This is a genomic window from Pseudoalteromonas sp. P80D2 (genome assembly GCF_036680945.1).
GTDB classification, from domain to species: domain Bacteria; phylum Pseudomonadota; class Gammaproteobacteria; order Enterobacterales; family Alteromonadaceae; genus Pseudoalteromonas; species Pseudoalteromonas shioyasakiensis.
Genome location: NZ_JAZDAR010000033.1, coordinates 1 through 24,473 on the forward strand (window position 1 = coordinate 1; position 24,473 = coordinate 24,473).

Annotated in this window: 25 protein-coding genes and 1 tRNA gene; 12 read left to right on the plus strand and 14 right to left on the minus strand. The window is 41.9% G+C overall.

The genetic code is table 11. The features are described from left to right. Nucleotides 1-89: 89 nt before the first annotated feature. Nucleotides 90-1,085, minus strand: a complete 996-nt coding sequence (asnA, locus tag VRK28_RS08715) for an aspartate--ammonia ligase (protein ID WP_332393760.1) — start codon at nucleotides 1,083-1,085, stop codon at nucleotides 90-92. Nucleotides 1,086-1,282: 197 nt separating this feature from the next. Between asnA and asnC the strand changes: the two genes are divergently transcribed. Genes asnC through recG form a run of 3 tightly spaced genes read left to right on the plus strand, consistent with a single transcriptional unit; the run spans nucleotide 1,283 to nucleotide 4,623 of the window. Continuing rightward, on the plus strand, nucleotides 1,283-1,741 hold the full coding sequence (gene asnC / locus VRK28_RS08720) for a transcriptional regulator AsnC (RefSeq protein WP_054554220.1): 459 nt from the start codon (nucleotides 1,283-1,285) through the stop codon (nucleotides 1,739-1,741). 44 nt (nucleotides 1,742-1,785) lie between these two features. Then, nucleotides 1,786-2,502 carry a tRNA (guanosine(18)-2'-O)-methyltransferase TrmH gene (gene trmH, locus VRK28_RS08725; protein WP_332393761.1) on the plus strand — a complete coding sequence of 239 codons (717 nt, stop codon included), beginning with the start codon at nucleotides 1,786-1,788 and terminating at the stop codon, nucleotides 2,500-2,502. Nucleotides 2,503-2,541: 39 nt separating this feature from the next. After that, entirely contained in the window at nucleotides 2,542-4,623 is a 2,082-nt protein-coding gene (recG, locus tag VRK28_RS08730; protein ID WP_332393762.1) for an ATP-dependent DNA helicase RecG, read from the plus strand. 103 nt (nucleotides 4,624-4,726) lie between these two features. Here recG and VRK28_RS08735 read toward each other — a convergent pair whose 3' ends face one another. Both VRK28_RS08735 and VRK28_RS08740 read right to left on the minus strand, forming a co-directional pair. Then, nucleotides 4,727-5,659, minus strand: a complete 933-nt coding sequence (locus VRK28_RS08735; RefSeq protein ID WP_054563416.1) for a porin — start codon at nucleotides 5,657-5,659, stop codon at nucleotides 4,727-4,729. 196 nt (nucleotides 5,660-5,855) lie between these two features. Continuing rightward, a complete protein-coding gene (locus VRK28_RS08740) occupies nucleotides 5,856-6,710 on the minus strand; it encodes a LysR family transcriptional regulator (protein ID WP_054554216.1) in 855 nt (284 codons plus the stop codon). A 90-nt stretch (nucleotides 6,711-6,800) separates the two neighbouring features. Here VRK28_RS08740 and VRK28_RS08745 point away from each other — a divergent pair, with 90 nt between their 5' ends. Together VRK28_RS08745 and VRK28_RS08750 are read left to right on the plus strand one after the other, a co-directional pair. Further along, nucleotides 6,801-7,175, plus strand: a complete 375-nt coding sequence (locus tag VRK28_RS08745; RefSeq protein ID WP_054563414.1) for a DUF413 domain-containing protein — start codon at nucleotides 6,801-6,803, stop codon at nucleotides 7,173-7,175. Nucleotides 7,176-7,253: 78 nt separating this feature from the next. After that, on the plus strand, nucleotides 7,254-8,489 hold the full coding sequence (locus VRK28_RS08750) for a GGDEF domain-containing response regulator (protein WP_332393763.1): 1,236 nt from the start codon (nucleotides 7,254-7,256) through the stop codon (nucleotides 8,487-8,489). A 2-nt stretch (nucleotides 8,490-8,491) separates the two neighbouring features. On the opposite strand, the gene rarD is transcribed toward VRK28_RS08750, so the two are convergent. Then, entirely contained in the window at nucleotides 8,492-9,415 is a 924-nt protein-coding gene (gene rarD, locus VRK28_RS08755; protein ID WP_332393765.1) for an EamA family transporter RarD, read from the minus strand. Nucleotides 9,416-9,640: 225 nt separating this feature from the next. On the opposite strand from rarD, the gene recQ reads away from it, so the two are divergent. From recQ to VRK28_RS08775, 4 genes are all read left to right on the plus strand, one after another. After that, complete coding sequence (gene recQ, locus VRK28_RS08760) at nucleotides 9,641-11,464, plus strand: DNA helicase RecQ (RefSeq protein WP_055021899.1); 1,824 nt, start codon at nucleotides 9,641-9,643, stop codon at nucleotides 11,462-11,464. Nucleotides 11,465-11,471: 7 nt separating this feature from the next. Next, nucleotides 11,472-11,768 carry a DUF3630 family protein gene (locus VRK28_RS08765; RefSeq protein ID WP_062565955.1) on the plus strand — a complete coding sequence of 99 codons (297 nt, stop codon included), beginning with the start codon at nucleotides 11,472-11,474 and terminating at the stop codon, nucleotides 11,766-11,768. Between the two features lie 67 nt (nucleotides 11,769-11,835). Continuing rightward, on the plus strand, nucleotides 11,836-13,551 hold the full coding sequence (locus VRK28_RS08770) for a BamA/TamA family outer membrane protein (RefSeq protein WP_332393770.1): 1,716 nt from the start codon (nucleotides 11,836-11,838) through the stop codon (nucleotides 13,549-13,551). Between the two features lie 64 nt (nucleotides 13,552-13,615). Continuing rightward, entirely contained in the window at nucleotides 13,616-14,176 is a 561-nt protein-coding gene (locus VRK28_RS08775) for a mechanosensitive ion channel domain-containing protein (RefSeq protein ID WP_254907681.1), read from the plus strand. A 342-nt stretch (nucleotides 14,177-14,518) separates the two neighbouring features. Here the strand turns inward: VRK28_RS08775 and VRK28_RS08780 are convergent, their stop codons facing one another. The 3 genes from VRK28_RS08780 to VRK28_RS08790 are packed head-to-tail and all read right to left on the minus strand — an operon-like array spanning nucleotide 14,519 to nucleotide 17,011. After that, nucleotides 14,519-15,577: a succinylglutamate desuccinylase/aspartoacylase family protein gene (locus tag VRK28_RS08780; protein ID WP_062565957.1), complete on the minus strand. Its 1,059-nt coding sequence runs from the start codon at nucleotides 15,575-15,577 to the stop codon at nucleotides 14,519-14,521. Nucleotides 15,578-15,623: 46 nt separating this feature from the next. Continuing rightward, entirely contained in the window at nucleotides 15,624-16,529 is a 906-nt protein-coding gene (gene rimK, locus VRK28_RS08785) for a 30S ribosomal protein S6--L-glutamate ligase (RefSeq protein WP_054563407.1), read from the minus strand. A gap of 59 nt (nucleotides 16,530-16,588) precedes the next feature. Further along, nucleotides 16,589-17,011, minus strand: a complete 423-nt coding sequence (locus VRK28_RS08790; protein ID WP_054554208.1) for an ATP-dependent zinc protease family protein — start codon at nucleotides 17,009-17,011, stop codon at nucleotides 16,589-16,591. Nucleotides 17,012-17,171: 160 nt separating this feature from the next. Here VRK28_RS08790 and zntB point away from each other — a divergent pair, with 160 nt between their 5' ends. Then, a complete protein-coding gene (gene zntB / locus VRK28_RS08795; RefSeq protein WP_251603065.1) occupies nucleotides 17,172-18,143 on the plus strand; it encodes a zinc transporter ZntB in 972 nt (323 codons plus the stop codon). A 160-nt stretch (nucleotides 18,144-18,303) separates the two neighbouring features. On the opposite strand, the gene VRK28_RS08800 is transcribed toward zntB, so the two are convergent. Continuing rightward, nucleotides 18,304-19,161, minus strand: coding sequence for a DUF3800 domain-containing protein (locus VRK28_RS08800; RefSeq protein WP_175080410.1), 858 nt, complete (start codon nucleotides 19,159-19,161; stop codon nucleotides 18,304-18,306). Nucleotides 19,162-19,301: 140 nt separating this feature from the next. Continuing rightward, nucleotides 19,302-19,376, minus strand: a tRNA-Arg gene (locus VRK28_RS08805). Nucleotides 19,377-19,595: 219 nt separating this feature from the next. On the opposite strand from VRK28_RS08805, the gene VRK28_RS08810 reads away from it, so the two are divergent. Next, nucleotides 19,596-19,778: a helix-turn-helix domain-containing protein gene (locus tag VRK28_RS08810; RefSeq protein ID WP_054563404.1), complete on the plus strand. Its 183-nt coding sequence runs from the start codon at nucleotides 19,596-19,598 to the stop codon at nucleotides 19,776-19,778. On the opposite strand, the gene VRK28_RS08815 is transcribed toward VRK28_RS08810, so the two are convergent. Genes VRK28_RS08815 through VRK28_RS08825 form a run of 3 tightly spaced genes read right to left on the minus strand, consistent with a single transcriptional unit; the run spans nucleotide 19,775 to nucleotide 21,483 of the window. Next, complete coding sequence (locus tag VRK28_RS08815; protein ID WP_304637645.1) at nucleotides 19,775-20,581, minus strand: phosphotransferase family protein; 807 nt, start codon at nucleotides 20,579-20,581, stop codon at nucleotides 19,775-19,777. The genes VRK28_RS08810 and VRK28_RS08815 overlap by 4 nt on opposite strands. After that, nucleotides 20,582-21,205, minus strand: coding sequence for a nicotinamide riboside transporter PnuC (pnuC, locus tag VRK28_RS08820; protein WP_058583797.1), 624 nt, complete (start codon nucleotides 21,203-21,205; stop codon nucleotides 20,582-20,584). Between the two features lie 20 nt (nucleotides 21,206-21,225). Further along, complete coding sequence (locus VRK28_RS08825) at nucleotides 21,226-21,483, minus strand: YkoF family thiamine/hydroxymethylpyrimidine-binding protein (protein WP_332393776.1); 258 nt, start codon at nucleotides 21,481-21,483, stop codon at nucleotides 21,226-21,228. A 115-nt stretch (nucleotides 21,484-21,598) separates the two neighbouring features. Here VRK28_RS08825 and VRK28_RS08830 point away from each other — a divergent pair, with 115 nt between their 5' ends. Next, the gene (locus VRK28_RS08830; protein WP_054554201.1) at nucleotides 21,599-21,838 is read left to right on the plus strand and encodes a DUF2960 domain-containing protein; all 240 of its coding nucleotides are present in this window, start codon (nucleotides 21,599-21,601) and stop codon (nucleotides 21,836-21,838) included. A 5-nt stretch (nucleotides 21,839-21,843) separates the two neighbouring features. Here VRK28_RS08830 and alr read toward each other — a convergent pair whose 3' ends face one another. Then, entirely contained in the window at nucleotides 21,844-22,923 is a 1,080-nt protein-coding gene (gene alr, locus VRK28_RS08835) for an alanine racemase (RefSeq protein WP_269408119.1), read from the minus strand. Further along, nucleotides 22,923-24,302 carry a replicative DNA helicase gene (gene dnaB / locus VRK28_RS08840; protein ID WP_054563398.1) on the minus strand — a complete coding sequence of 460 codons (1,380 nt, stop codon included), beginning with the start codon at nucleotides 24,300-24,302 and terminating at the stop codon, nucleotides 22,923-22,925. Before dnaB ends, alr begins: the two co-directional genes overlap by 1 nt. Between the last annotated feature and the right edge of the window lie 171 nt (nucleotides 24,303-24,473).

Consider the following 24,473-nt stretch of genomic DNA (forward strand, 5'->3'; position numbering starts at 1 on the left):
GTGCATGATCATTCTGATCGGTCAACTGATCAACTTCTTAACTGATCAGCATTAGGCTTAAAGCCTCTTTTTACCAGGGTCATTACTCTTTAAAGAATTCCTTCCACTTGCTGTTTTAGCAGTTCAGGCCAAACACCAACTTGTACTTGCCCGATATGCTGTTTTTGTAACAGCAGCATAGCGAGTCGTGATTGACCAATACCACCACCAATTGTTTGCGGAAACTTTTTCGCCAGTAGCTGTTTATGCCAATCAAACTCTAGGCGAGCTTGGTCGCCTGTAATCGCTAATTGAGTAGCTAAGGCATCAGGGCTAACACGAATGCCCATTGAAGAGATTTCAAATGCATCTTCAAGCACAGGGTTCCAAACTAAAATATCACCGTTTAAGCCTGCAAATTTACTACAGGTTTGTGTTGACCAATCGTCATAATCCGGTGCTCGTACGTCATGAATTTTGCCATCTGCAAGTGTGCCGCCTATACCAATTAAAAATACCGCACCGTATTCTTGTGCTACCGCTTTTTCACGTTGTTTCGCAGTAAAGTCAGGATACATCTGGCGTAGCTGTTCACTGTGTACAAAGGTGATTTGCTCTGGCAAAAACGGCGTTAAATCAAACTCGCTTGCGACAAAACGTTCGGTTGCTTTAATAGCCTGATAAAGTGATGTCACGGTTTCTTTTAGCTTGTCTAAAGTACGCTCTGTACTCTCGCAAATTACTTTTTCCCAGTCCCATTGGTCAACATATACCGAGTGAATTGGGCTTAAAGATTCTTCATCCGGGCGAAGCGCCTTCATGTGCGTATAGAGCCCCTCACCTACCGAAAAATCGTAATCAGCCAAAGTTTTGCGTTTCCACTTAGCTAATGAGTGAACCACTTCAAATTGGCTACCCGGAATTGTTTTCACTGCTACCGATACAGCATTTTCAGTACCGCTTAAGTTATCTTGAATACCATCGCCTACTTTTGCCAAGATTGGTGCTTGTACTTCAACTAACCCTAATTGTTGTTCTAGTTGGCTTGAAAAAAACTGTTTTACTTTACTAATTTGCTGCTGTTGCTGCAGGTAGTGTGAACTCATAATAATTGGCCTCATTCCCAGTTATTGTTACTTGCTTAATTAGAGAAACCCGCTGCTTGGCCCCTCCTGTTAAAACAATCCTCAACTAAACAAAGATAATTTTCAATAACCCGCAATAAAAAGAACTTAACATTGAAATTTTCATAAAAATAATGCTATAAAATTTATTGATTCAATAATTAACACTAATAAATACCATGGAAAATTATCAAATCGATAATCTCGATAAAAACATCCTTAATGCTTTAATGGAAAATGCGCGAACAGCGTATGCAGAACTCGCTAAACGCTTTGCAGTCAGTGCCGGAACTATTCATGTTCGGGTCGAAAAAATGAAACAAGCAGGAATTATTACAGGCACCCAAGTCAGTATTGATGCCAAACAGCTTGGTTACGATGTTTGCTGTTTTATTGGTATTAACCTCAACAATGCCCGTGATTACCCACAAACTTTACTGCATTTAAAAGAACTAGAAGAAGTTGTCGAAGCCTATTACACCACGGGTAATTACAGTATATTTATCAAAGTGATGGCACGCTCAATTGATCACCTACAAGATGTGTTAATTAACAAAATACAAGCCATCGAAGCTATTCAATCAACAGAAACGCTGATCTCATTACAAAACCCAATTAGCCGTGCTGTTGTTCCCTAGGGTATAATCAGCGCCAATTAGAATCCGTCAACGAGCACACAACTATGGATACAACTCGCTTTGAGCGTGTTAAGCGCGTGTTAGACCGCCGCCAAACGGACCTAACGGTTTGTTTAGAAGAAGTACATAAGCATCATAATTTATCGGCTATTGCCCGCACAGCTGACGCGACGGGCTGCCATCACGTACATGCTGTATGGCCAGAGAATCAAAAATGGTTAACTAACAATACCTCAGGTGGTAGTAAAAACTGGCTAGAAACTCACTTGCATCGCAATATCGATGAAGCTGTTGCCATGATGCGTGCACAAAATCCTGAAGTACAAATTTTAGCAACTCATCTCAGCGACGACGCAGTCGACTTTCGTGAAATTGATTACACCAAACCGACGGCTGTTATTGTTGGCCAAGAACGTGATGGTATTTCACCACGCGCCCTCGCTCATGCTGATAAGAATATCATTATCCCAATGCAAGGAATGGTGCAATCTCTTAATGTATCTGTTGCTGCGGCACTTATTCTATTTGAAGCTCAGCGCCAACGTGAAGAAGCCGGACTTTACAACCGCGATATGCTTGATGCGAAAATTAAGCACCGCATCTTGTTTGAAGGCTGCCACCCTATCATTGCTGAACAATGCCGTGAAAAAGAGCTACCGTACCCTGAGCTTGATGAAAGTGGTGAAATTGTTGCTGATGAAACGTTCTGGAACATTTTAAAACACACGCAACAGCTTGAAGCCACTAACGAGTGCAAGTAAACTGAAAAACAGTCTACTAATTAATAATTTGAGTCACCTTTGAGTCATCCTAGCTTAGCGTTATACCCAATTACAGAATTAAAAGGCGTCGGCCCTAAAATGGCCGAGCGTCTTGCTAAGCTGAATATTCAAACGGTGCAAGACATGCTTTTTCATTTGCCTCACCGCTATGAAGACCGCACCCGCATTCACCCAATCTGCGAACTTCAACCGCATAGCCATGTTAGTGTTGAAGCCACCATTGAAACCAGCCAAATTACTTTTGGAAAAAGGCGCATGCTGGTTTGCCAAGTAAATGATGGCACGGGCCGTTTAACACTGAGGTTTTTTAACTTTAGCGCAGCTCAAAAAAATGCCTTAAGTACAGGTAAAATCATTCGCTGCTTTGGTGAGATCCGCCGTGGTCGTGTTGGCTTTGAAATGACACATCCGGAATACAGCTTATCGGATACCCCTTCTGAGCAACCAACTAATACCACGCTTACGCCGGTTTATCCTGTTACCGAAGGGCTAAAACAGTTATCTATTCGTGCACTTAGCGATCAAGCACTTGCACTATTAACTAAATACCCTGTCGAAGAGTTACTGCCAGAACAGTTTCAACCGACCGGAATGCGTTTAGCCGATGCACTTATGACCTTACATCGCCCACAAAACGATGTTGATTTAACTGCCCTTGAACAAGGTATGCACCCTGCCCAGCAACGGCTAGTGTTTGAAGAACTGCTTGCGCAAAACTTAAGTCTTTTAAAGCTACGTCAAAAAGGGCAAACGGTAAAAGCAGTATCATTAAAGCCTCATAATCAACTTGAGCAGCAGTTTTTAGCTAATTTAGCCTTTAGCCCAACCAACGCGCAAAGCCGTGTGGTGGCAGAAATCAAAGGTGACTTACAACACCCGTTTCCGATGATGCGCCTCGTACAAGGCGATGTAGGCTCTGGTAAAACCTTAGTTGCAGCACTCAGTGCGCTCACCGCGATAAGCGAAGGCTATCAAGTAGCGCTAATGGCACCAACAGAGATTTTATCAGAGCAACATGGTATCAACTTTAGCCAATGGTTTAATCAACTCGGTGTTGAAGTCGCTTGGTTAGGTGGCAAAAGTAAAGGTAAAGAGCGCGCAGCAACTTTAGAAAAAATCACCTCTGGGGAAGCGCAAATGATTGTTGGCACCCATGCGTTATTCCAAGAGCAGGTTGAGTTTAACAATCTCGTTTTAATTATTATTGATGAGCAACACCGCTTTGGTGTTCATCAGCGCTTATCACTGCGCGAAAAAGGCCGCTTTGGTGATTGTTACCCGCACCAATTAGTGATGACAGCAACACCTATCCCGCGAACGCTAGCAATGACAGCCTACGCTGACTTAGAAACCTCAGTGATTGATGAATTACCACCCGGTAGAACGCCTATTACAACGGTGGCTATTCCTGATGCACGCCGAGACGAAATAATTCAACGTGTGAGAACAGCGTGTACAGAGCAAGGTCGTCAAGTGTATTGGGTTTGCACTCTGATTGATGAATCTGAAGTACTGCAATGCCAAGCCGTGGAAGATAGCGCAGAGCAATTAAAAGCAGCACTGCCAGAGCTAAACGTTGGCTTAGTGCATGGCCGGATGAAAGCCGCCGAAAAGCAAGCCATTATGAGTGAGTTTAAAGCTGGCAATATTCATGTACTTGTTGCCACAACGGTGATTGAAGTAGGTGTTGATGTGCCAAATGCCAGCCTTATCATTATTGAAAACCCTGAGCGGTTAGGGCTTGCACAACTCCACCAGCTGCGCGGCCGTGTTGGTCGTGGGGCAACGGCATCACACTGTGTTTTACTCTATCACGCGCCATTATCAGCTACAGCGCAAAAACGCTTAGGTGTGCTGCGTGAAAGTAATGATGGCTTTGTTATTGCTGAGCGAGATCTCGAAATCCGTGGCCCAGGTGAAGTACTTGGTACCAAACAAACAGGCCTAGCCGAATTTAAAATTGCCGACTTGAACCGCGATAAACAAACACTCGACCATGTAAGACCCATTGCCTTCAAAATTTTGAACGACTATCCAGAGCTTACCGATAAATTGATTCAACGTTGGCTTGCTGGCAAATCAAACTACGCACAGGCTTGATCGCAAATCAAAGCGCTATCTGATTTATAAATTTTCTACTAGAACAAAAAAAGCCCAGCTAATTAGCTGGGCTGACAAGTTAGGGAGTTATCCAAAGGTTGGATTAGAACTTGTATTCAATACCAACACCTAGGTAGTCTTGGTCAACTTGATTGTCTGTATCAAACGTTGAGTAGAAACCAAATACTTTGGTGTTTTTGCTAAGCTTGTGATCAACACCTGCAGAGATAGCTGTTTTCTTATCGCCTTCATCAAAGTCAATTACTTGGTACTGTACTTTGAAAGTGTTGCTATTCATTTGGTAAGCAGCATTTACTAAGTAACCATCAGCTTCTGCACTACCATCCACTTTTTCTTGTGTTTGGTACATAGCACCTAGTTTGAAGTCACCTAGTTTACCTTGAACTGTTGCACGAACAATGTCGTAGCCTTTTACTTCGCTGTCAGCTGCAACTGATGCATAAAGTTTGCTTTCTTTAAGTTTAGCATCGCCGTAAGTTAACGCTACTGAGTAACCGTTATCAGCGTCTACATCATCTTCAGCTACATAAGTTGCTAATACTTTGAAGCCACTGAAGTCTTTAGAAGCATAAGAAATTGTGTCGCCTAAACGGTTTTCACCTTTAAATGCGTTCTTGATATCACCTTCAAGGTCATTGAATAAATCAACTTTACCTTGAGACTGCTTCATTGCTGTATCGTTACGACCGATAACAACTTGACCAAAGCTACCTTTAACACCCACGTATTGGTTACGCGCGGTGATGTTATCGTCATTGTCGCCTTTTGAATCAGCGTCAGATACGTCTACACCAAACTCAAATTTATAAACAGCTTCTAAACCTTCAGAAATTTTTTCTGAACCTTTTAAGCCAAAACGTGAGTTATTGCTTTTAATTTCAGTGAAAGACCCTTCGCCATCATCTGATGATTGAACAGTCACGTTTGCTTTACCATATACATCTACATCAGCTAATGCAGAAAAAGATAAACCACCAAATAAAGCTAGGAATAAGCTAGACTTTGCAAATTTCATGTCGTTTCCTCAATAATCGCAACAAAAAACACATGTTGTGTTTCAATGCGCGCAGTGTGACAGCGAAAAATGACAGAAAGATGACAATTGAAATAAAAGCGTCAATTTAGCTTCACAAAATGTAATTATTTTTGAAATAAAAACGTAACCTGCTGTTGCAGCATTAATTTTTTATGAAAGCTAAATTAAATTAATTTTAAGCTTTTATTTGTAGTTCAGTTAATAAGGTCACTAACTTCTCTAATAAAGGAGTTTGTTCGTTATCTCTGTGGTAAGCAACAAACACATCGCGCGAAGTATGCGCAACATCTTCAACATGATAAAGCTCACCAGATTTAAGCTGCTCTTCAACTAGTAACTGAGGAATAAACGCACTGCCGCCACACTTCAAAATTAAGTCAAGTGCAATACGACCTGTGCTGGTTCTAAAATAAGGAGGAGCGTGACCGTTAAACTCACGAGCATGCCATAAAGAAAAGGTGGTTCCCCAATCAACATAAACATATTGATTATCGAAAAAGTTTTCACTATTTGCTGTTTCAAACGCGCTCACTGGAATAATAGGTAGCTCACAAATTCGCTGTACAACTAGTTCATCTACTTTAGGGGGATCGAACAACACAGCTAAATCTAGAGTACGTTCCAGTAATAAGCGAGTACTCTCTTGTTGTGCTTTGACTTCAGCAACTAACGACACACCCGGCATAGCAGAAACAATATTAGTAATACCAAACTGTAAAAATGCATCCCATATATTAGGTGTTCCCGCTAAGCTAATTTGCTTATGCATATTATCTGCAAGTGCCACATCAACTTTTGCGCGCTGCATACCCGTAATGATCATTTGTGCGTGTGGCAGTAGTCGCTCACCCGGCGCCGTTAACTGTATATTGTTTCGTTGACGAATAAATAAGTTAACGCCTAAACCTTGCTCTAATTGTCGGATCCGAAAACTCACCGCAGACTGTGTAATATATAAATTTTCAGCTGCTTTACCGAAATGGCGTGTACGAACCACTTCAACAAAAGTCTTCAATAAATCGATATCCATTTTTTACCCTTACGATAAAAATAATTTGTTTAATAAAATCGACAACTTGATCCATACTCCAGCAAGAAATTAGGGCATGAGGATAAAGCCATGAGCAATGACATTTCATCACTTCGTCAGGCATTTGCAAGCCAACGTCAATTCTATGATGATCAAAATTTCCCACGCGGTTTTGGTCGTAGTGGTCACTTCACTTTGCTAGAAGCCGACATTCTCGAGCAGCATGGTGTTGTTCTAAAGGGTTTATACAACAAAACCCTAGAACCACAAAATGAATTTCAAACTCAATTTGTACAAGTTGTTACCGGTAATCTTGAAGCGACCAATCCGATTGAGCGCGCTTGGATAAAATACCTTAAGCAAACAACCTGTAAAACCAAGTTTCACACATTATTTGGGCGCTCTCGCATTGCGACCTCAACACCACAAAGTGTTGAATATTATTCTGAGTCAGACAGCCTATAACAATTTGCTTTTTTACCCTTTTAGGGTTAAAACTTGTAATAACTTTTGTTTCGCCAATAAGTTATTACAAGGCAAGCTGTGACTCGAAGAATATTAATAATTGAAGATACGCCAACCATTGCGCGGGTGCAAAAGCACATCGCGCAAAAAGTTGGCTATGAAGCCGACATAGCCGGTAGCTTAGCTGAGGCAAAAGAGCTTATTAGCAAGCACAGTTACTTTTGTGCCGTAGTAGATTTTATTCTGCCTGATGCGCCAAACGGTGAAGCAGTTCCTTGCACCATCGAAGCTGATATCCCGACCATTGTAATGACTGGCAACCTTGACGAAACAACACGTAGTATCGTTGAAAAACACCCCATCATTGACTACATCACCAAAGAAAATAAACAAGCCTATCAATACCTAGAAAAACAACTGGCTCGCTTGCCTCGTAATGAGCAAATATTGGTATTAGTAGTCGATGATTCAGCGGCAACACGCCACCATATTTGTAACTTATTAACCCGTCATAAATACCAAACAATCGAAGCGGTTGATGGTGTTGATGCTTTAAAAGTACTGGCTGAAAACCCAAAAATATCGGTGATCATTACCGATAATGAAATGCCTAACATGAATGGGGATGAGCTCTGTGTTGAAATTCGCCGTTTATACTCCAACGATGAAAAGGCCATAATCGGCATTTCTGCACTCGATACTCTGCATTTATCAACGCGCTTTTTGAAATCTGGCGCAGACGATTACCTTCGTAAGCCATTCAACAATGAAGAGTTTTATTGTCGGCTCAGCCAGAACGTCGACATGCTTGAAAACATTAAAACGATTCGTTTACAAGCAAACACTGATTATCTCACTAAGCTGCCTAATCGCCGCTATTTCTTTGGTGAAGCAAACAGCCATCTAAAAGCTGCAAAAGTGTCAGATACCTCAGTCTCTTTAGCCATGATTGATATTGACCACTTTAAATCAATTAACGATAACTACGGTCATGATGCCGGCGATGAAGTTCTTAAGGGGTTATCGCAATGTATGGCAAAGTATTTTGAAGATAACTTAGTAGGCCGCTTTGGTGGTGAAGAGTTTGCAGTCTATTTTGCTGATCAAGACAAACAAGAATCGTTGCAACGCTTAGAGAAGTTCCGCTTATTTGTCGAAAAGTACAGCCCTGAGTTCAGTAAAGACCATATCAAGTTTACACTGTCGATTGGTTTTCATAATGGGCCTGTTTATAGTTTGGATGAACTAATAAAACAGGCCGATTTAAAGCTTTATCAAGCTAAAGACACTGGCCGCAACAAGCTAGTAAGCTAAGCCTACACAGGCTTAGTTACCGCCTCTAATTGCGCTTTACGTTGCTTACGGCTCTGACGATACGAATCCCAGCTGAATAATGCCAAAGCGCTCCAAATACATGCAAATGTCACCACTCGCTCAGCATCAAATACCTCACCATAAAAAGCCACCGCAAGCATAAACATTAAACTTGGACCAATGTACTGAAAAAAGCCAAGCGTACTGTATTGCAGGCGTTTGGCTGCACCGGTAAAACATAACAGCGGTAAGGTTGTCACCACACCAGCACTAATGAGTAACAAGTTAATGTGCCAATCGTTTGCAGTTAAATCAGAGCTTGCTGATGGCGTCATCAACCACCAGTAAATTAGCGCAACCGGTAATAAAATAAGTGCTTCAAGCAGTAACCCTGGCAATGATTCAATCGGCAGCTTTTTACGAAGTAGCCCATAAATAGCAAACGATCCTGCTAATGAGAAGGCAACCACAGGGAATGAACCAAAGCTCACAAGCTGAAGCAACACACCACAAAGCGCTAGACCTACCGCAACGCCTTGCCACTTGCGTAGTCGCTCACCTAAAAATAACATACCCAATAACACATTCAGTAATGGATTTATGTAATAACCTAAACTGGCATCGAGCATATGATTATTGTTCACTGCCCAAATAAATAACCCCCAGTTAAAGCCAAGTAAACTTGCTGTTATTACCAACATCAAAAGTAATTTAGGTTGACCGAGTACAACACGAATACGATGCCATTGATGACGAGCAGCAATAATAAGAAGTAAAAATAACACCGACCAAATAACACGGTGCATTAAGATTTCAAACGCAGAAATCTGCTGTAGAAACTTAAAGTAAATGGGCGCAAGACCCCACATAAAAAAGGCTAAACAAGCGAAAATAACGCCTTTTCGCTGCTCAATGTTGGTAGGCATAAGTTTGGCTTTATAGTTTAAAAACGCTATTTTACGCCCCCTTAGCAGTGACGCAACCAAAACACGCTAAATAAACCCATGTATTTACTTCCTAAAAGGGACTGTCATTATTGCAAAGTAACGCCTTGATATTAAGCACCTGTGAAACGCTGAATTCTGCATCTTGAGGTCGTTTGGGTATATTTCTACAGACATCGCCATAAAAAACCACTAAAATGCTTGGCGATGAATACCAATACCGCAATGTCCAACACACCCGTTCGATCACCACAAGCCGTACTCAAACAAGTGTTTGGTTACAAGGACTTTCGTGATGGCCAAGAAGCGATTATAGCCGCAGCGCTAGACGGACAAGACTCGCTTGTACTCCTACCAACGGGTGGAGGCAAATCATTATGCTATCAAGTACCTGCTTTGATCCTTGATGGTGTGACTGTGGTTATCTCGCCGCTTATTTCCTTGATGCAAGACCAAGTTGCCCAACTAAGAGCACTCGGCGTGCAAGCGGCCTACATCAACAACAGCCTGCCTTTTGAAGAGCAGCAAGCTGTCTATCAGCAATTGCACTATGGGCAAATTAAGCTGTTATATGTTGCACCAGAAAAAGTACTGCAACACGAATTTTTAGAACGCTTGAGTCATCTAAAACTCGCACTTTTTGCAATTGATGAAGCTCACTGTGTGTCGCATTGGGGTCATGACTTTAGGCCGCATTACTGTCGGCTCAACGAGTTAAAGCAACGCTTTATGCATGTGCCCATGATGGCACTTACAGCTACGGCAGATAAAGCAACTCGTTACGATATTATTGAACAGCTTCAGCTTAACCACCCTTACGTGCACACTGGTAGCTTCGATAGACCGAACATTCGTTACACCATAGAAGAAAAATTCAAACCTATGGTGCAACTGCTTCGATATTTAAAAGAGCAGCAAAATCAAAGTGGCATTATTTATTGCACCAGCCGCAAACGGGTTGATGATGTAGCCGAAAAACTTGCAGACGCCGGGTTCAATGCCGCCGCCTACCATGCGGGAATGAGTAACGAGCAACGCCAATTTGTGCAATCGGGCTTTGCCCGTGACGATATTCAAATTGTGGTTGCGACCGTAGCCTTTGGCATGGGGATTAATAAACCAAACGTACGTTTTGTGGTGCATTACGATATTCCAAAAAGCATCGAGGCTTACTATCAAGAAACTGGTCGTGCAGGTCGAGATGGCCTGGCTGCAGAAGCGATTATGTATTTTGATCCGGCTGATATAGGCCGCGTACGCCGCTTTTTTGAAGATATTGAAGACGAGCAACGTCGTCGTGTTGAAGAGCAGCGCTTCAATGCCATGGCAAGCTTCGCCGAAGCACAAACATGCCGCAGACAAATCTTGCTCAATTATTTTAGTGAATATAAACGCGAAACCTGTGGTAACTGTGATATTTGCTTAAACCCACCTACTAGCTTTGATGGCACACTTGTAGCGCAACAAGCCTTGTCGTGTGTGTACCGTGCTGAGCAACGTTTTGGTATTGGCTATATCGTTGAGTTACTTCGCGGTGCAAACACTAGCCGCATTCGAGATAACAATCACCACCAGCTAAGCACCTATGGCATAGGTAAAGAGCACAGCGTGGAGTTCTGGCTAAGTATTTTAAGGCAGCTTATCCATCAAGGATTATTAAGCCAAGACATTACCCAAGGTTCGTCATTACGCTTAACCGAAGCCGCCCGTGCAGTTCTTAAAAGTGAATATGCATTGCAACTTGCTGAGCCTCGCTTACAAGCTAAGCACGTTTACCAAGATAAACTCGCTCAGTTTAATTACGATAAAAAGCTATTTGCGAAATTACGTGCCTTACGTAAAGAACTGGCCGATGCCGATGATGTACCGCCTTATGTGGTATTCAATGATAAAACCCTCGCTGAAATGGCGCAGTTAATGCCAACCAACGACAGTGAGTTTTTGAAGGTGTCAGGTGTTGGTTTCACTAAACTCAATAAGTACGGCGCACCGTTTTTAAATACCATTCGCGACTATCTTGCCACCAATTAGGACTGCTATGACTGAACTAACTTATGATGCCGAGCATGAGATTATTCTCATAACGTCGAGTGAGCTTCCACACGACGAAGACTTTGAACTTTGGGCAACCCTTTTCTTGCACGCGCCAGCCATAACAACTGCCGACTTTGATGCCGGTGCTGATCGTCATCAATTACGCTTTCACTTTACAGATCATAGTTTTAATCTAAACTTTGAACATTACAGTGAAAGTATTTGGATCAATGCTGAGGGCATAGAAGCCAGTGCTGCATTGCCACAACTTCATCAGTATTTAGTCGCGCAATTACAATAATAAGCTAGACATTTTCCCACGCTTAGTATGTAGTAGTTGCATAGGACATACTCAACTAAGGGTGTAAATGGGATTTAAGCAGTCGTACTTTGTTGCTAAGTTAATAACACTATTACCAGTCTGCATAGCAGCCAATGTTCATGCAGAGCAATTATTTACTGACGATAGTAATTATTGTCAAAACCAACGTACGCTTAAATCACAAGATAATAACTTACGCCGCCAGCTCGATGCCGATAACCCCCTACCCGATGCCGCTAATAACCGTAAAATAGTCTCTATTGAACTTGAACAGCTAAACGTCTTTAACACTGAGCTTGAAGAAGAAAATAACTTTTTATTTCGCTTTGCCAATCGCGCTCACATGACTACAGAGCCAGAGGTAATACACAGCGTTTTATTGTTTCAAGAAGGTGATGTTTACAATCCACGTAAACTGCTAGAGTCAGAGCGATTACTGCGTAAACAAGGCTACTTATATGATGCGCGTATCAACGCAAAGCTCGATTGTGATGGCAACGTACATGTAAAAGTAATTACGCGCGATCTGTGGACCTTATTACCTGAAATAAGCTTTAGCCGCAGTGGTGGTAAGAATGAGTCGAGCATTGGCTTTCGCGAATCTAACTTTTTAGGCTGGGGTAAGCGAGTGTCGTTTAGTCGTACCCGTGATGCTGACCGTACTGGTTACCTGTTTGTGTATGATGATCCGCATATATTCTCTAGCCGCTACCAAGGCCGCTTAGAATATTCAGATAACGATGACGGTAAACGTCATTACCTCGATGTAAGCTACCCGTTTTTCTCGATTGATACGCCCTACAGCTACGGTGTTACAAGTTACTCAGATCAACGCCGAGAGTCACTTTACTATCGCGGTGACGTAGTTAGCGAGTTTGAGCAAAAAACCTTATTAAATCGCGCTTACTTTGGTCATTCATCACAACTTGGTAACAGTTGGACCCAGCGTATTAAGCTTGGCATCGAAAACCGCGAAGAAACCTTTAAAGAAACGCCATTTACGCGCTTCCCTATCGCTGAAGATAGAACGCTGAGTTACCCTTACGTTAGTGGCCAATGGTTTGAAGATCACTACGTTAAGGTTAGAAACTTCGATAGCATCTATCGTACTGAAGATTTAAACCTTGGTTGGAATATCCATGCCTTACTCGGTTATTCGAGTGATGATTTTAGCGACGATGCCAGCCGTACTATTTATTCGTTGTCTTTATCAAAAGCGCACTACTCTGGAGACAACCAGTTATGGCGCTTTAAAGCAGATCTTGATGGCTACTGGAATGAAGAAACCGATGATGTTGAAAACCTATTCGCTAGCACGCAGCTACAGTATTATCTCAATACCACACTAAGGCAAAGCTGGTACGCAAAAGTACGCTTACAATATGCTGAAAACCTCACTGCTGATAAACAACTCACTATTGGTGGTGAAAATGGCCTACGTGGATACCCGCTTGACTACCAAGTAGGCGACCGCAGCTTTTTAGTGACTCTAGAAAAACGCTACTACTGGGAATATGACTTACTGCAATTGTTTAAAGTGGGTGGTGCCGCGTTTTATGATATTGGTAGAGCTTGGTATAACGACAAAGATAATGGTGCCAATGGTAACGTGCTACAAAATGTGGGTGTGGGCCTGCGCTTAGCGCCAAGCCGTGCCAATGCAGGTACGGTTATCCACCTAGATATTGCCGCACCAATTAACAAGCAAGATGACGACATAGACTCTGTGCAATGGCTAGTAACGGTTAAAAATACCTTTTAAAGTAGTGTTATTGTTATGCTAAAAAGCTAAAATCAAAACGTAAAATATTAACTTAGGAACCCTTTTGGACTTCGTCGAATTCTTTAACGAGCAATATCATTTAATCGTGACTGTTATCGCGGTTTTGCTCTACCCGCTACTGCGTAAAACCACCAAAAAGCTGCTATTAAAAGCAATTAAAGGCAAGGCAGATCCGCATCGTGAATACCGCGCTGAGCTGTTGCTCAATATCATTCTTGCCATTGTTATGCTGTGCTTAGTGTTAGTTTTTTGGGGGATAGAGCTACGGGGCTTATTAGTACTTGGCTCATCAATTTTTGCCATGCTAGGTGTCGCGCTTTTTGCCGCCTGGTCTTTACTAAGCAACCTAACAGCTTTCTTGTTGATGTTTATTCAAAACGACTGCCGTGTTGGCTTTTGGGTGAGAGTAATTGACGGTGCAAACTTCTTAGAAGGCCGCATTATCGAAATGGGCTTGATGAACGTCGTGCTTGAGCATGTTGATGGTCACAAAGTGATTTACCCAAACAACATATTTGTTACCCGCCCTGTGATGGTGTTAAAGACCCCACCAACAGCGACTAAAGCGCCAACCATAAAACGTATTTTAGGCCCCAAAAAGTAACCGCTTAAAGTTAACGAGATACTTGCTAAAAAGGCGTTCTTTTTCTGCTTCCATAGGCGATTAATATAAAACTAAATAAAATGACTAAAGGGTGAAATAACACGATATGAGCAACACTTAGCTCTGTAAAAAAGCCGTGCGTAAGTGAAATAGCAAGCGTGAATAAGCCTGTATAAAATAGAAATATTTTCATCTTTGATCCTTTAGTCATTCTTACGACAATTAAGTAAGTAAAAAAACTATAAACCTTGTACTTGCTCTAAGGTCAAGTAATAGGTCAGGACTGGTGGGTACAAAAAAGCCAAACATATAGTTTGGCTTTTTGAATTACAGAATAGGTTATTAGTTATTTAAATCTGCGGTTTTTAACTCGTCTTCAATATCACTTATTTCATCAATAAAGTTCTCGAGCTGTTGTTCAACTAAGCTGTTTGCGTGAGCGAAATAAGCAAGATGGAATACAGCATCCCCTTCGTTTACCAGCGGCATAGTTTGCTGACCAATCACAATACCACTTCGCGGCGCGAGTAGTTCAAGTTCAGCATCACCTAGTGGGCTACTTATATAAGCTAGAACCTGCCCTTTCATTACTCGCTCACCCAGTGATACCTGTGCACGAACAATACCGTCAACTTCGGCACGTATCCAGCTCGTCGAGCTTGCAATAACCGGCTCTGGCAGTTTCTTAGCGCGCTTACCACGCACCATTTTTAAATGACGCATGACATAATCAACACCTTGCACACCTGCAGCAATAGCAATTGGGTCAAAGCGAAGCGCTTCACCGGCTTCATAAGTAATCACTGGAATACCTAAGTTAGCCGCTTCACTGCGTAATGAACCATTGCGAAGTGACGCATCAATCACTGCTGGGGTGCCAAACGCTTTTGCCATGGCTGCTGTTGCAGGGTCGCTCAAATTAGCGCGAATTTGCGGCAAGTTCGTACGATGAATTGCACCTGTGTGTAAATCAATAATATGCGTACAATGCATTGCCACTTGAGTAAAAAACGCATTCGCCATTCGCCCAGCTAACGAGCCACGCGTTGAGCCCGGAAAACTGCGGTTCATGTCACGGCGGTCTGGTAAGTAGCGTGACTTATGAATAAAGCCAAACACATTCACAATCGGTACCGCAATAATAGTACCGCGCAATTGCTCAGGATCGATTTTAGCAAGCAACTGCCTAACAACCTCAACACCATTGAGCTCATCACCGTGAATTGCAGCACACACCATTAATACTGGCCCTTGCTGCACACCATTGACGACTTCAATTGGAATATTTAACGGCGAATGGGTGTAAAGCTTGGCAGCTTCAATCGCAAATGTTTTACGTTCGCCAACACCCACCGTATCGCCTAAAATTGAAAACGGTGTATTTTTCTTAACCTTAGCCACGCACTTTTCCTTTTAATAGAGCGCTTATTTTCCTATAGGTAAAGGTTTAACCTTTACCACGAGTTGCTGTTTTCTTTGATGCCGCTGTTTTTTCAATAAACTCGACAATCATGCCTGCAATGTCTTTACCGGTTGCAACTTCAATACCTTCAAGACCAGGTGATGAGTTTACTTCCATCACCAATGGGCCACGTGCAGAGCGAAGTAAATCAACGCCCGCTACGTTTAAGCCCATCGCTTTAGCAGCTGCAACTGCGGTTTTTCTTTCTTCTGGAGTAATACGAACCAACGTCGCACTACCACCACGGTGTAAGTTAGAGCGGAATTCACCTTCTTGCGCTTGACGCTTCATCGCGGCAATTACTTTATCGCCTAATACAAAGCAGCGAATATCAGCACCGCCCGCTTCTTTAATATACTCTTGCACCATGATATTGGCTTTTAAGCCCATAAATGCTTCGATTACACTTTCTGCAGCTTTGCGTGTTTCAGCTAATACCACACCGATACCTTGGGTACCTTCAAGTAGCTTAATAACGACTGGCGTGCCACCCACCATGCTTAATAAGTCTTTTACATCATCTGGTTTACTTGCAAAGCCTGTCACTGGCATACCTACACCTTTACGCGAAAGTAGCTGTAGTGAACGTAACTTGTCGCGTGAGCGAGTGATCGCCACAGATTCATTGACAGGATATACCCCCATCATTTCAAACTGACGTAATACCGCACAGCCATAGAAAGTTACTGACGAACCAATACGCGGCACGATAGCATCAAAATCTTTTAGATTTTCACCACGGTAATGGATTTCTGGCTGCTCTGAATTGATGTTCATATAACAACGAAGTGCATCAATTACTTTCACTTCGTGGCCACGCTGCTCTGCGGCTTCAATTAAGCGACGTGTTGAATACAAATTTTGGTTGCGAGATAAAATACCAAGTTTCATAAGTTAAAAACCTTAACTGATAAACTCATACACGTAGCAACGTGTGATAAGTCCTTTTCCTATAATAAATGAGATAAAGCCGGATCAACGACTATGCGATTTTCCATTGCTGTACGCCCTAACAACATTCTAAACTTCATTGTTGAACGGTTACTTAAAGTCACCCTTACAGGCCAGCTTTGGGTTCCTGCGACTAATTTTGTTTCAATAAAGTAGCGTAGCTCACGCTGACCGCTTGAACTGGTCACATACTTACGCTCAACTACTTTGGCGCGACACTCTACCGTTGTTTCTACATCGTCTTGTAGAGGATGGGTAGTAAATTTCACCCATGCTTCGCCATTTTCTGAAAATTCCTCAATGTCAAAAGCATGAATACATGAAGTTCTCGCTCCGGTATCAACTTTTGCTTTGATTTTTTCTATTCCCAGTTCAGGCAGGCCAAGCCATTCTCGCCAGCCAACAATAATTTTTGCGCTCATTAATGTGCCCTCTTTAAAAAAGTGTCTTATACGCTACAGAGCTAGAAACACCAACGAAATATATTTATCCACTCGATAAGTCGATTTCATTAATATAGTCTTGACTATACTAATGTATATACTCAACCATATCCCACTATTTGTAAAACGAGAGTTCAATATGATCAATGGGTTACTTCATGTCTTAATTTTAGACGAACAAGGCGGCGCACGTGCTATTGAAAATAGTACTGAGCTGCAAAATTGGCAACCCGAACACGGAAAACTTTGGGTGCACATGGACTACAGCCAAGCTGAAGCCGTTGAGTGGCTTGAGCAAAGTAATTTATTAACTGATTTCGAGCTTGAGTCCCTAATTGCCGATGAAACACGTCCGCGTTTAAGCAAAGTCACTAATGGTAATATGCTGTTTTTGCGTGGCGTTAATCTAAACCCTGCGCAAAGCCCAGAAGACATGGTCTCGTTACGTTTATTTATTAACGAAAACATTGTGATCACAACCCGTAAGCGCCGTTTATTATCGGTGCAAGATGTTGTTGAATCGTTCGATGGCAGTAATGGTCCTTGCTCAATCTCTGAGTTAGTTTGCCAATTAGCGCAAAACTTAACGTCGCGTATGCAAGCTGTTATCGACAGTTTAGATGACACACTCGATGGCTTTGAAGATGAAATTGATGAACCAAACAAAGGCTTTGATCATCAATCATTAGCGCAAATTCGCCGCCAAACAATCGCGTTAAAACGTTATTTAAGGCCACAAAAAGAAGCGCTTATTACTTTGTTAAACAACAAATATAAGTGGTTAGATGAAGACGATAAGGCACGCTTAAACGAAACAACCAATATGTTGATACGTTATTTAGAAGAGCTAGATAGCTCAATTGAACGCGCGCAAATTATTCAACAAGCAATAACTAGCCAAGTATCTGAGCAACTGAACCAACGCATGTATGTGATGTCGGTGGTTGCTGCATTGTTTTTACCACTTGGCTTTTTAACTGGCTTACTAGGTGTAAACGTAGGCGGTATTCCGGGCACTGAAAGCCCTTACGCATTTAGCTTATTTATTATTTTCTTGGTGGTGCTAACTGTTGGGATTGGCATTTACTTTAAAAATAAGAAGTGGCTATAAAGCCCTATAAACTGCAAATAAGGTAAATAATTTGAGTTAATATAAATATTTCAAAAATACTTTAGGAATATTTATAACTCTTGACGATGTAGCATTATTTTACCATAATCATTATTAAATGGATTGAGCTATCTCGGTCGGCGTTTTAACCTCGGTGGAATCATCGGGGTTTTTCGCTTTTTGGGTAGGGATAAATCTTCATTCCAAAATCTTCATAACCTTCCCCTAAACAGTTTCTGCCACCGCTACAGAAAAATTTTTTCTTTAAAATATTAAAAGCTCTATTAGGTTGTTCAGGTTTTAGTAGATTTAGGCCAATAGGACGCGCAACCAAATCTGCAAGTTGCAAGCCTGATGACATCACTTTTTTATCTGAAAAAATGATTTCGAAAGGTAGTTTTCTTTTAAATTTATTATTCCCATCACAAACTCGCCGAAACTCAAGTTCTAACTCTTTATCTTCTTTGTTTCCGCGGCACTCTACTACAATATGTGTTTTCTTTTCATGCTGCTGTTTTTCGAAGAGCAATTCATATAACGACTCCATACACATACCTAGAGCAATATGATAAGCATTTTCTTCAGGATTTAAACGCTTTATTTCACGCTTATCTATAGTCGTACTAATTAAAATAAAGTTACTAAATTCAATTATTTCAGTTAAATCATCTAAAAACCTTGTTTGTAGTGAACGATTATTAAGTATCTTAAAGGTATTCTTACGACGCCTAATTTCATTCTCATGTAATACGAGCTGATCATGACCAAAAAAGTTAAACTTAAATTTTTCTAAAGCTGGAACTATAGATTCGCTGTAATGACGTTTATGAAATACACAAAATGCCAATACAAAAATAGGATAATTATCATCAACGCTTTGTAAGCTGTGATCCCCGCTCTCATCTACATAAACAATATATTTAGAAAATTCAGAATCATCTTTGCTATCCAGCTTCTTAGAATTTGATCCATCAAACTCAAATAAAGGTAGCTGGTGGTGATTAATATTTTTACTCATTCATTCCCTGACAATAGACTTATAAAGATAGAAAAAACGATTAAATTACTTTTTATCGACTTTTCTAAAGATTAAAAGAAAATTTTAAAAAACGAAAGGCTGATATTATTGGGGAATTAAACATTGAATTGAAGAGCAAATGGCGCTCTCGGCAGGGATCGAACCTGCAACTTAGCCTCCGGAGGGCCACGTGATATCCATTTCACCACGAGAGCACATTTGTCGTCGTCAATACTGACTCGCGATATCAGCATGACAACCCGGCAATGATAATGGCATCTTGTGCTAAATGCTAGCATCGAGGCCTTTATATGCACATAAATTCAGCAATTTGCATTAAAACACTTCACTTTCGTGCAGAACCAAGGTATTAACGTATACTTAATAAAATTAATAACAAGGTGGCAGTATTGCCATGTAAGGGGAATTTGATCATGAGTTTAATGTCTACAGAGCAAGTCGCGGAGTTTTTAGGTGTAAAAGTCGAACGCGTAAAACGTCTTGCTCGCGAGCATTTACTGATCTCGAAATCACAAGATGACAAAGGTGAACCTTTGTTTGATCCAGAAGACGTAAAAAAATATAAAGAACTTGCCGAGCGAATTGGCGGTCTTTAATTTTTAGCTTTTTCTATGAAGTGGTTAAGCTGTATTAGCAGTGGCGCCACTTTATCCATCGCACCACGTTGTTCGTACCAACAAATACATAAAAGCAAAAACAGCGCATGAAATGCCTCGAGCTTTTCAATTGATAAGTAAAACTCATGATGTTCGCACACTAACGCTTGGTAACGTTTAAGCAACGCCAGTTGCTGCTCATCATTTAACGCAAAGCTCACCACCAGCGCAGCTAAGTCAAAATAAACATCGTTGCTTTTGGCATACTCAAAGTCGATTAAAAACATCCCCGTCTCATTCACAATGATATTTTCTTTCACTAAATCATTATGACAAAAACCCATGTCTTTAGGCGCTGAAGCAATATAAGCCAGTGACTGTTTAATTAGCTCAGCATGTTGCTGATAACGCTCTGTTTGCTGGTAGTAGTTAATTTCGTAGGCAATATCCATCGGTTCAGTAAGCACAGGGTAACGATGTAAATTAACTAAGTCGGGCAATAAGCTACTACAAAACTCACCGCTGGCAATGCTGCCTGCCACGTATTCAAAAATAGCCGTATCGGTTGCTTGCTCTAACCAAAGTGGTGCTGGGCAGCAGCTTTGCTTTGCAAAGTGCGCTTGCGCTGCAAGGCCAATCGCCGGCCAATGGTCGCGATAGTGCTTAACCAAGAAATCTTGGCTTGCTGTTTTAACCAGGTAGTTATCATTGCTTAGCCCCTCAACCAGCGGGCTGATTGAGGTGATAACTAAACGTGAGTTGAAGCGCGTAAAAAGCGCGTGAATTTGTTGCTCAGTTTTCATCTATAGCTGTGCAAGCGGCTTAGCCTGATGCTGCTCGTATTCTTCATACCAAGTTTTAAAGCCCCACGCGGCCATAATGGTGTAAAACACGAAAAGTACTAAGGTTGGGTAATACCCTTTTTCAAAGTATAGGTACATAGATGCTGCATCAATCACAATCCAGTACAACCAGTTTTCCAGTACCTTCTTGGCAACAAGGTAGGTTGTCACCACCGCAAAACAGGTGGTGAAGCTGTCTAAATAAGCAAAATCAGCGTGAGTGTAATTGGTCATCACAAAACCAATGGCAACTGAGGCCAGTGAGGTGGCAAGCAAAATCACCGCATGACGCTTTAACGACCATGAAATAATGGGCAAATGATCTTTATTATTCATGCCCCTGCGCCAAACCACCCAACCATATACCGCCATATACATGTAGTAAAAATTAAGGAGCGACTCCATCAACAGTGCGCCATTCCAGTACATTACGGTATAAATAAAGGTGCTCACAAACGCGGCTGGCCAACACCATAAGCTTTCTTTAATCGCTAACAGTAAATACGCCATCGATAGGGCAACGGCAATATATTCCCAATGCGACATGGCAGTAAAGCCAGAGAAGGTTTCGCTTAAAAATTCCATAACTCGCGCTACTTTAGGGTTTAGTCTTCGCTAGGCGACAAGTCACCATGTAAGAATTTACAGACGAAAATAGCTTTACCAAACTCTTCATAAGAACGTTTGATTTCAGTATTAAGTACAGACATCACTAAATCATAGTCACCGAAAATCTGAGTAGATAAGGTGTTGGTGATCACTTTAAGACCTTCGTAACTGTTTACACGGCCAATAAAACCTTTGATAAACGGAATGTAGTCTTGATGTAGTGGGTACTTACTGATCTCTACTGAAAGTTTCATTATGATTTACCGAGTCTTTGAAAAGTATTGCATTGTAACCCGCTTATACTAACAAGTCATGGCTATGGTTATTTTTTAGTGTAAAATCAGCCCCGATAAACATTGAGGATTCATTATGGCACGCCGCATCACTTACAAATTTAAAAACCAGCCTCGCGAAATCAATTTTGCAAAAGATAAATACCGCGATATGTACCATGCTATTGCTGCGGCTGAAGGCATTGATTTAACCAATTATTTAAAGATGGAACAGCAAGTCGAAATGACTTCAAAAGGCTCTGCAGCAGTACGTAACTTTCGTGACCAAGAATTCGCACGAATGGGTTTCAGTGACGTGTATTTTATTAAAGAGTAACAAAGTTACTCTTGATACTCGTAGCTTACACGTGGGGTGATATTACAGAGTAACTCGTAAGGAATGGTTGTTGCGCACTGGGCAATCTCTTCAACGGGAAGCTCAGGGCCCCACATAATCACCTCATCACCAACCTTGATGTTGTCGCGGTTATCACCAATATCCACCGTGATCATATCCATCGCTACACTGCCAACAATACCATAGCGTTGTGATTTGATAACCACAGGTGTGCCCTGCTCGGCATGGCGTGGGTAACCATCGCCATAGCCCATCGCAACCACCGCAAGCTTAGTCGGTTTATTGCTGTGCCAACGCCCGCCATAGCCAACACACTGATCGGCATCGACATCGCGTATCGCGATAACTCGCGTTGTTAAACGCATAACAGGCTCTAGTCCGTGCTGTTGCCCTACGCCATTGAGCATTGGCGATACGCCATAAAGCATCAAGCCAGGGCGCACCCACTCGCCATGGCCTTTTGGCCAAGCAATAATGCCAGCAGAGTTTGCAAGACAATGCTGCTCACTTTTGCCATCTGCCAGTGAATCAAATAAGGCAATTTGCTGAGCGGTCTTTTCATCATTGATGTCATCGGCGCATGAAAAATGCGTCATTAACTTAATGTCATCGCGGGCATTCGGGCTTGCTTTTAAGCGACTGTAGAAAGACTCAAATTGCGATGGCGCAATACCCAGTCGATGCATACCCGTATTCACCTTTAACCAGCACGCAATTGGTGCATCAAGGCTTGTATTTTCAAGCGTTGCGAGCTGATTTTCATCATGAATAATGGTTTGAAAGTTATTGGCAAGCAAGATAGGTAAATCATCTTTATGAAAAAAACCTTCAAGCAATACAATCGGTTTTGTCAGTCCACCTGCACGTAGCGCTAGCGCTTCGTCTATTCGAGCAACCGCAAATGCATCGGCATCATTAAGGTATTGGGCAATTTTAACTAAGCCATGGCCATAGGCATTAGCTTTAAGCACTGCCATTACTTTGCAACCAGGCGCAAAGCGCTTCACTTGTGCTAAATTATGAGCAAGTGCTTTTAGGTTGATTTCGGCAATGGCTAAGCGCATTAGTATTCGTCGTCCATAGCTGGACCCGCGTAGTTATCAAAACGCGAGAATTGACCTTGGAAGGTTAAACGTACTTTACCGATAGGACCGTTACGTTGCTTACCTATGATGATTTCGGCCACGCCTTTTTCTGTACTGTCTTCGTTATACACTTCATCACGGTAAATAAACATGATTAAGTCGGCATCTTGCTCGATTGAGCCTGATTCACGTAAGTCGGAGTTGATTGGGCGTTTATCGGCACGTTGCTCTAGGGTACGGTTAAGCTGCGATAGTGCAATAACCGGACACTGCAGTTCTTTTGCCAGTGCTTTTAATGAACGTGAGATTTCAGCAATCTCTAAGGTACGGTTATCCGACAAGCTTGGTACACGCATTAACTGCAAGTAGTCGACCATGATCATACTAATACCGCCATGGTCGCGAGCAATACGACGTGCACGTGAACGCACATCTGTTGGTGTTAGGCCCGATGCATCATCAACATACATCTTACCTTTTTCCATCAATAAGCCCATGGTTGACGACAGACGCGCCCAATCGTCATCATCTAGCTGACCGGTACGAACTTTAGTTTGGTTAATACGACCTAGCGATGCCAGCATCCTCATCATGATTTGCTCTGAAGGCATCTCTAGTGAGTAAATAAGTACAGGCTTATCTTGTGTCATGGCTGCGTGTTCGGCTAAGTTCATCGCAAAGGTTGTTTTACCCATCGATGGACGTGCCGCCACAATGATAAGGTCAGAAGGCTGCATACCCGCTGTCATTTTATCTAGGTCAGCATAGCCGGTACTTACACCCGTCACACCATCTTGTGGCGACTGATAAAGCTCTTCAATCTTATCAACAGTTTTTTCTAAGATACTGTGTAAGTTTTGTGGGCCTTCGGTGCTTTTACTACGCTGCTCAGCAATTTTGAATACTTTACTTTCAGCAAAATCGAGCAGGTCATGACTGGTACGCCCTTCTGGGCTAAAACCAGCTTCTGCTATTTCGTTCGCAACACCAATCATTTCACGAATAACAGCGCGCTCTCGCACGATATTCGCGTAGGCATCAATGTTCGCCGCACTTGGTGTGTTCTTAGCAATTTCAGCGAGGTAGGCGAAACCACCAACACTACTTAACTGATTATTTTTCTCTAAGCTCTCAGAAATAGTGATCAAATCGATTGGATCACCGCCTTCAGCAAGACTAACCATAGCCTCAAAAATCAGCTTATGGGTTCGGGTATAAAAATCCTGCGCAACCACTAACTCAGCAACACGGTCAAACGCTTGATTATCAAGCATTAAACCACCTAAAACAGATTGCTCAGCTTCTATTGAATGGGGAGGGACTTTTAACGTATCGACTTGCTTATCTGGTTTGGCCATAACATCACAAAACTAAAATTGAATGGCTCTATTCTATCTACTTGCTAAGGCTGTGCAAATAGTTAATACCAATCGACTTAAATATTTGGTCATTCTAGCGTGCTAAATAAAGCGCTAACTGCGTTAGAAATGTCTAAAGTAGAGTAACTACATGTCAAAATTTCAGCCTTG

What these genes read in the sequence shown, in the direction of transcription:
- asnA (WP_332393760.1), bottom strand. Translation starts at nt 1,085, where the DNA reads ATGAGTTCACACTACCTGCAGCAACAGCAGCAAATTAGTAAAGTAAAA.
- asnC (WP_054554220.1), top strand. Translation starts at nt 1,283, where the DNA reads ATGGAAAATTATCAAATCGATAATCTCGATAAAAACATCCTTAATGCT.
- trmH (WP_332393761.1), top strand. Translation starts at nt 1,786, where the DNA reads ATGGATACAACTCGCTTTGAGCGTGTTAAGCGCGTGTTAGACCGCCGC.
- VRK28_RS08735 (WP_054563416.1), bottom strand. Translation starts at nt 5,659, where the DNA reads ATGAAATTTGCAAAGTCTAGCTTATTCCTAGCTTTATTTGGTGGTTTA.
- VRK28_RS08740 (WP_054554216.1), bottom strand. Translation starts at nt 6,710, where the DNA reads ATGGATATCGATTTATTGAAGACTTTTGTTGAAGTGGTTCGTACACGC.
- VRK28_RS08745 (WP_054563414.1), top strand. Translation starts at nt 6,801, where the DNA reads ATGAGCAATGACATTTCATCACTTCGTCAGGCATTTGCAAGCCAACGT.
- rarD (WP_332393765.1), bottom strand. Translation starts at nt 9,415, where the DNA reads ATGCCTACCAACATTGAGCAGCGAAAAGGCGTTATTTTCGCTTGTTTA.
- recQ (WP_055021899.1), top strand. Translation starts at nt 9,641, where the DNA reads ATGAATACCAATACCGCAATGTCCAACACACCCGTTCGATCACCACAA.
- VRK28_RS08765 (WP_062565955.1), top strand. Translation starts at nt 11,472, where the DNA reads ATGACTGAACTAACTTATGATGCCGAGCATGAGATTATTCTCATAACG.
- VRK28_RS08770 (WP_332393770.1), top strand. Translation starts at nt 11,836, where the DNA reads ATGGGATTTAAGCAGTCGTACTTTGTTGCTAAGTTAATAACACTATTA.
- rimK (WP_054563407.1), bottom strand. Translation starts at nt 16,529, where the DNA reads ATGAAACTTGGTATTTTATCTCGCAACCAAAATTTGTATTCAACACGT.
- VRK28_RS08790 (WP_054554208.1), bottom strand. Translation starts at nt 17,011, where the DNA reads ATGAGCGCAAAAATTATTGTTGGCTGGCGAGAATGGCTTGGCCTGCCT.
- zntB (WP_251603065.1), top strand. Translation starts at nt 17,172, where the DNA reads ATGATCAATGGGTTACTTCATGTCTTAATTTTAGACGAACAAGGCGGC.
- VRK28_RS08800 (WP_175080410.1), bottom strand. Translation starts at nt 19,161, where the DNA reads ATGAGTAAAAATATTAATCACCACCAGCTACCTTTATTTGAGTTTGAT.
- VRK28_RS08810 (WP_054563404.1), top strand. Translation starts at nt 19,596, where the DNA reads ATGAGTTTAATGTCTACAGAGCAAGTCGCGGAGTTTTTAGGTGTAAAA.
- VRK28_RS08815 (WP_304637645.1), bottom strand. Translation starts at nt 20,581, where the DNA reads ATGAAAACTGAGCAACAAATTCACGCGCTTTTTACGCGCTTCAACTCA.
- pnuC (WP_058583797.1), bottom strand. Translation starts at nt 21,205, where the DNA reads ATGGAATTTTTAAGCGAAACCTTCTCTGGCTTTACTGCCATGTCGCAT.
- VRK28_RS08825 (WP_332393776.1), bottom strand. Translation starts at nt 21,483, where the DNA reads ATGAAACTTTCAGTAGAGATCAGTAAGTACCCACTACATCAAGACTAC.
- VRK28_RS08830 (WP_054554201.1), top strand. Translation starts at nt 21,599, where the DNA reads ATGGCACGCCGCATCACTTACAAATTTAAAAACCAGCCTCGCGAAATC.
- alr (WP_269408119.1), bottom strand. Translation starts at nt 22,923, where the DNA reads ATGCGCTTAGCCATTGCCGAAATCAACCTAAAAGCACTTGCTCATAAT.
- dnaB (WP_054563398.1), bottom strand. Translation starts at nt 24,302, where the DNA reads ATGGCCAAACCAGATAAGCAAGTCGATACGTTAAAAGTCCCTCCCCAT.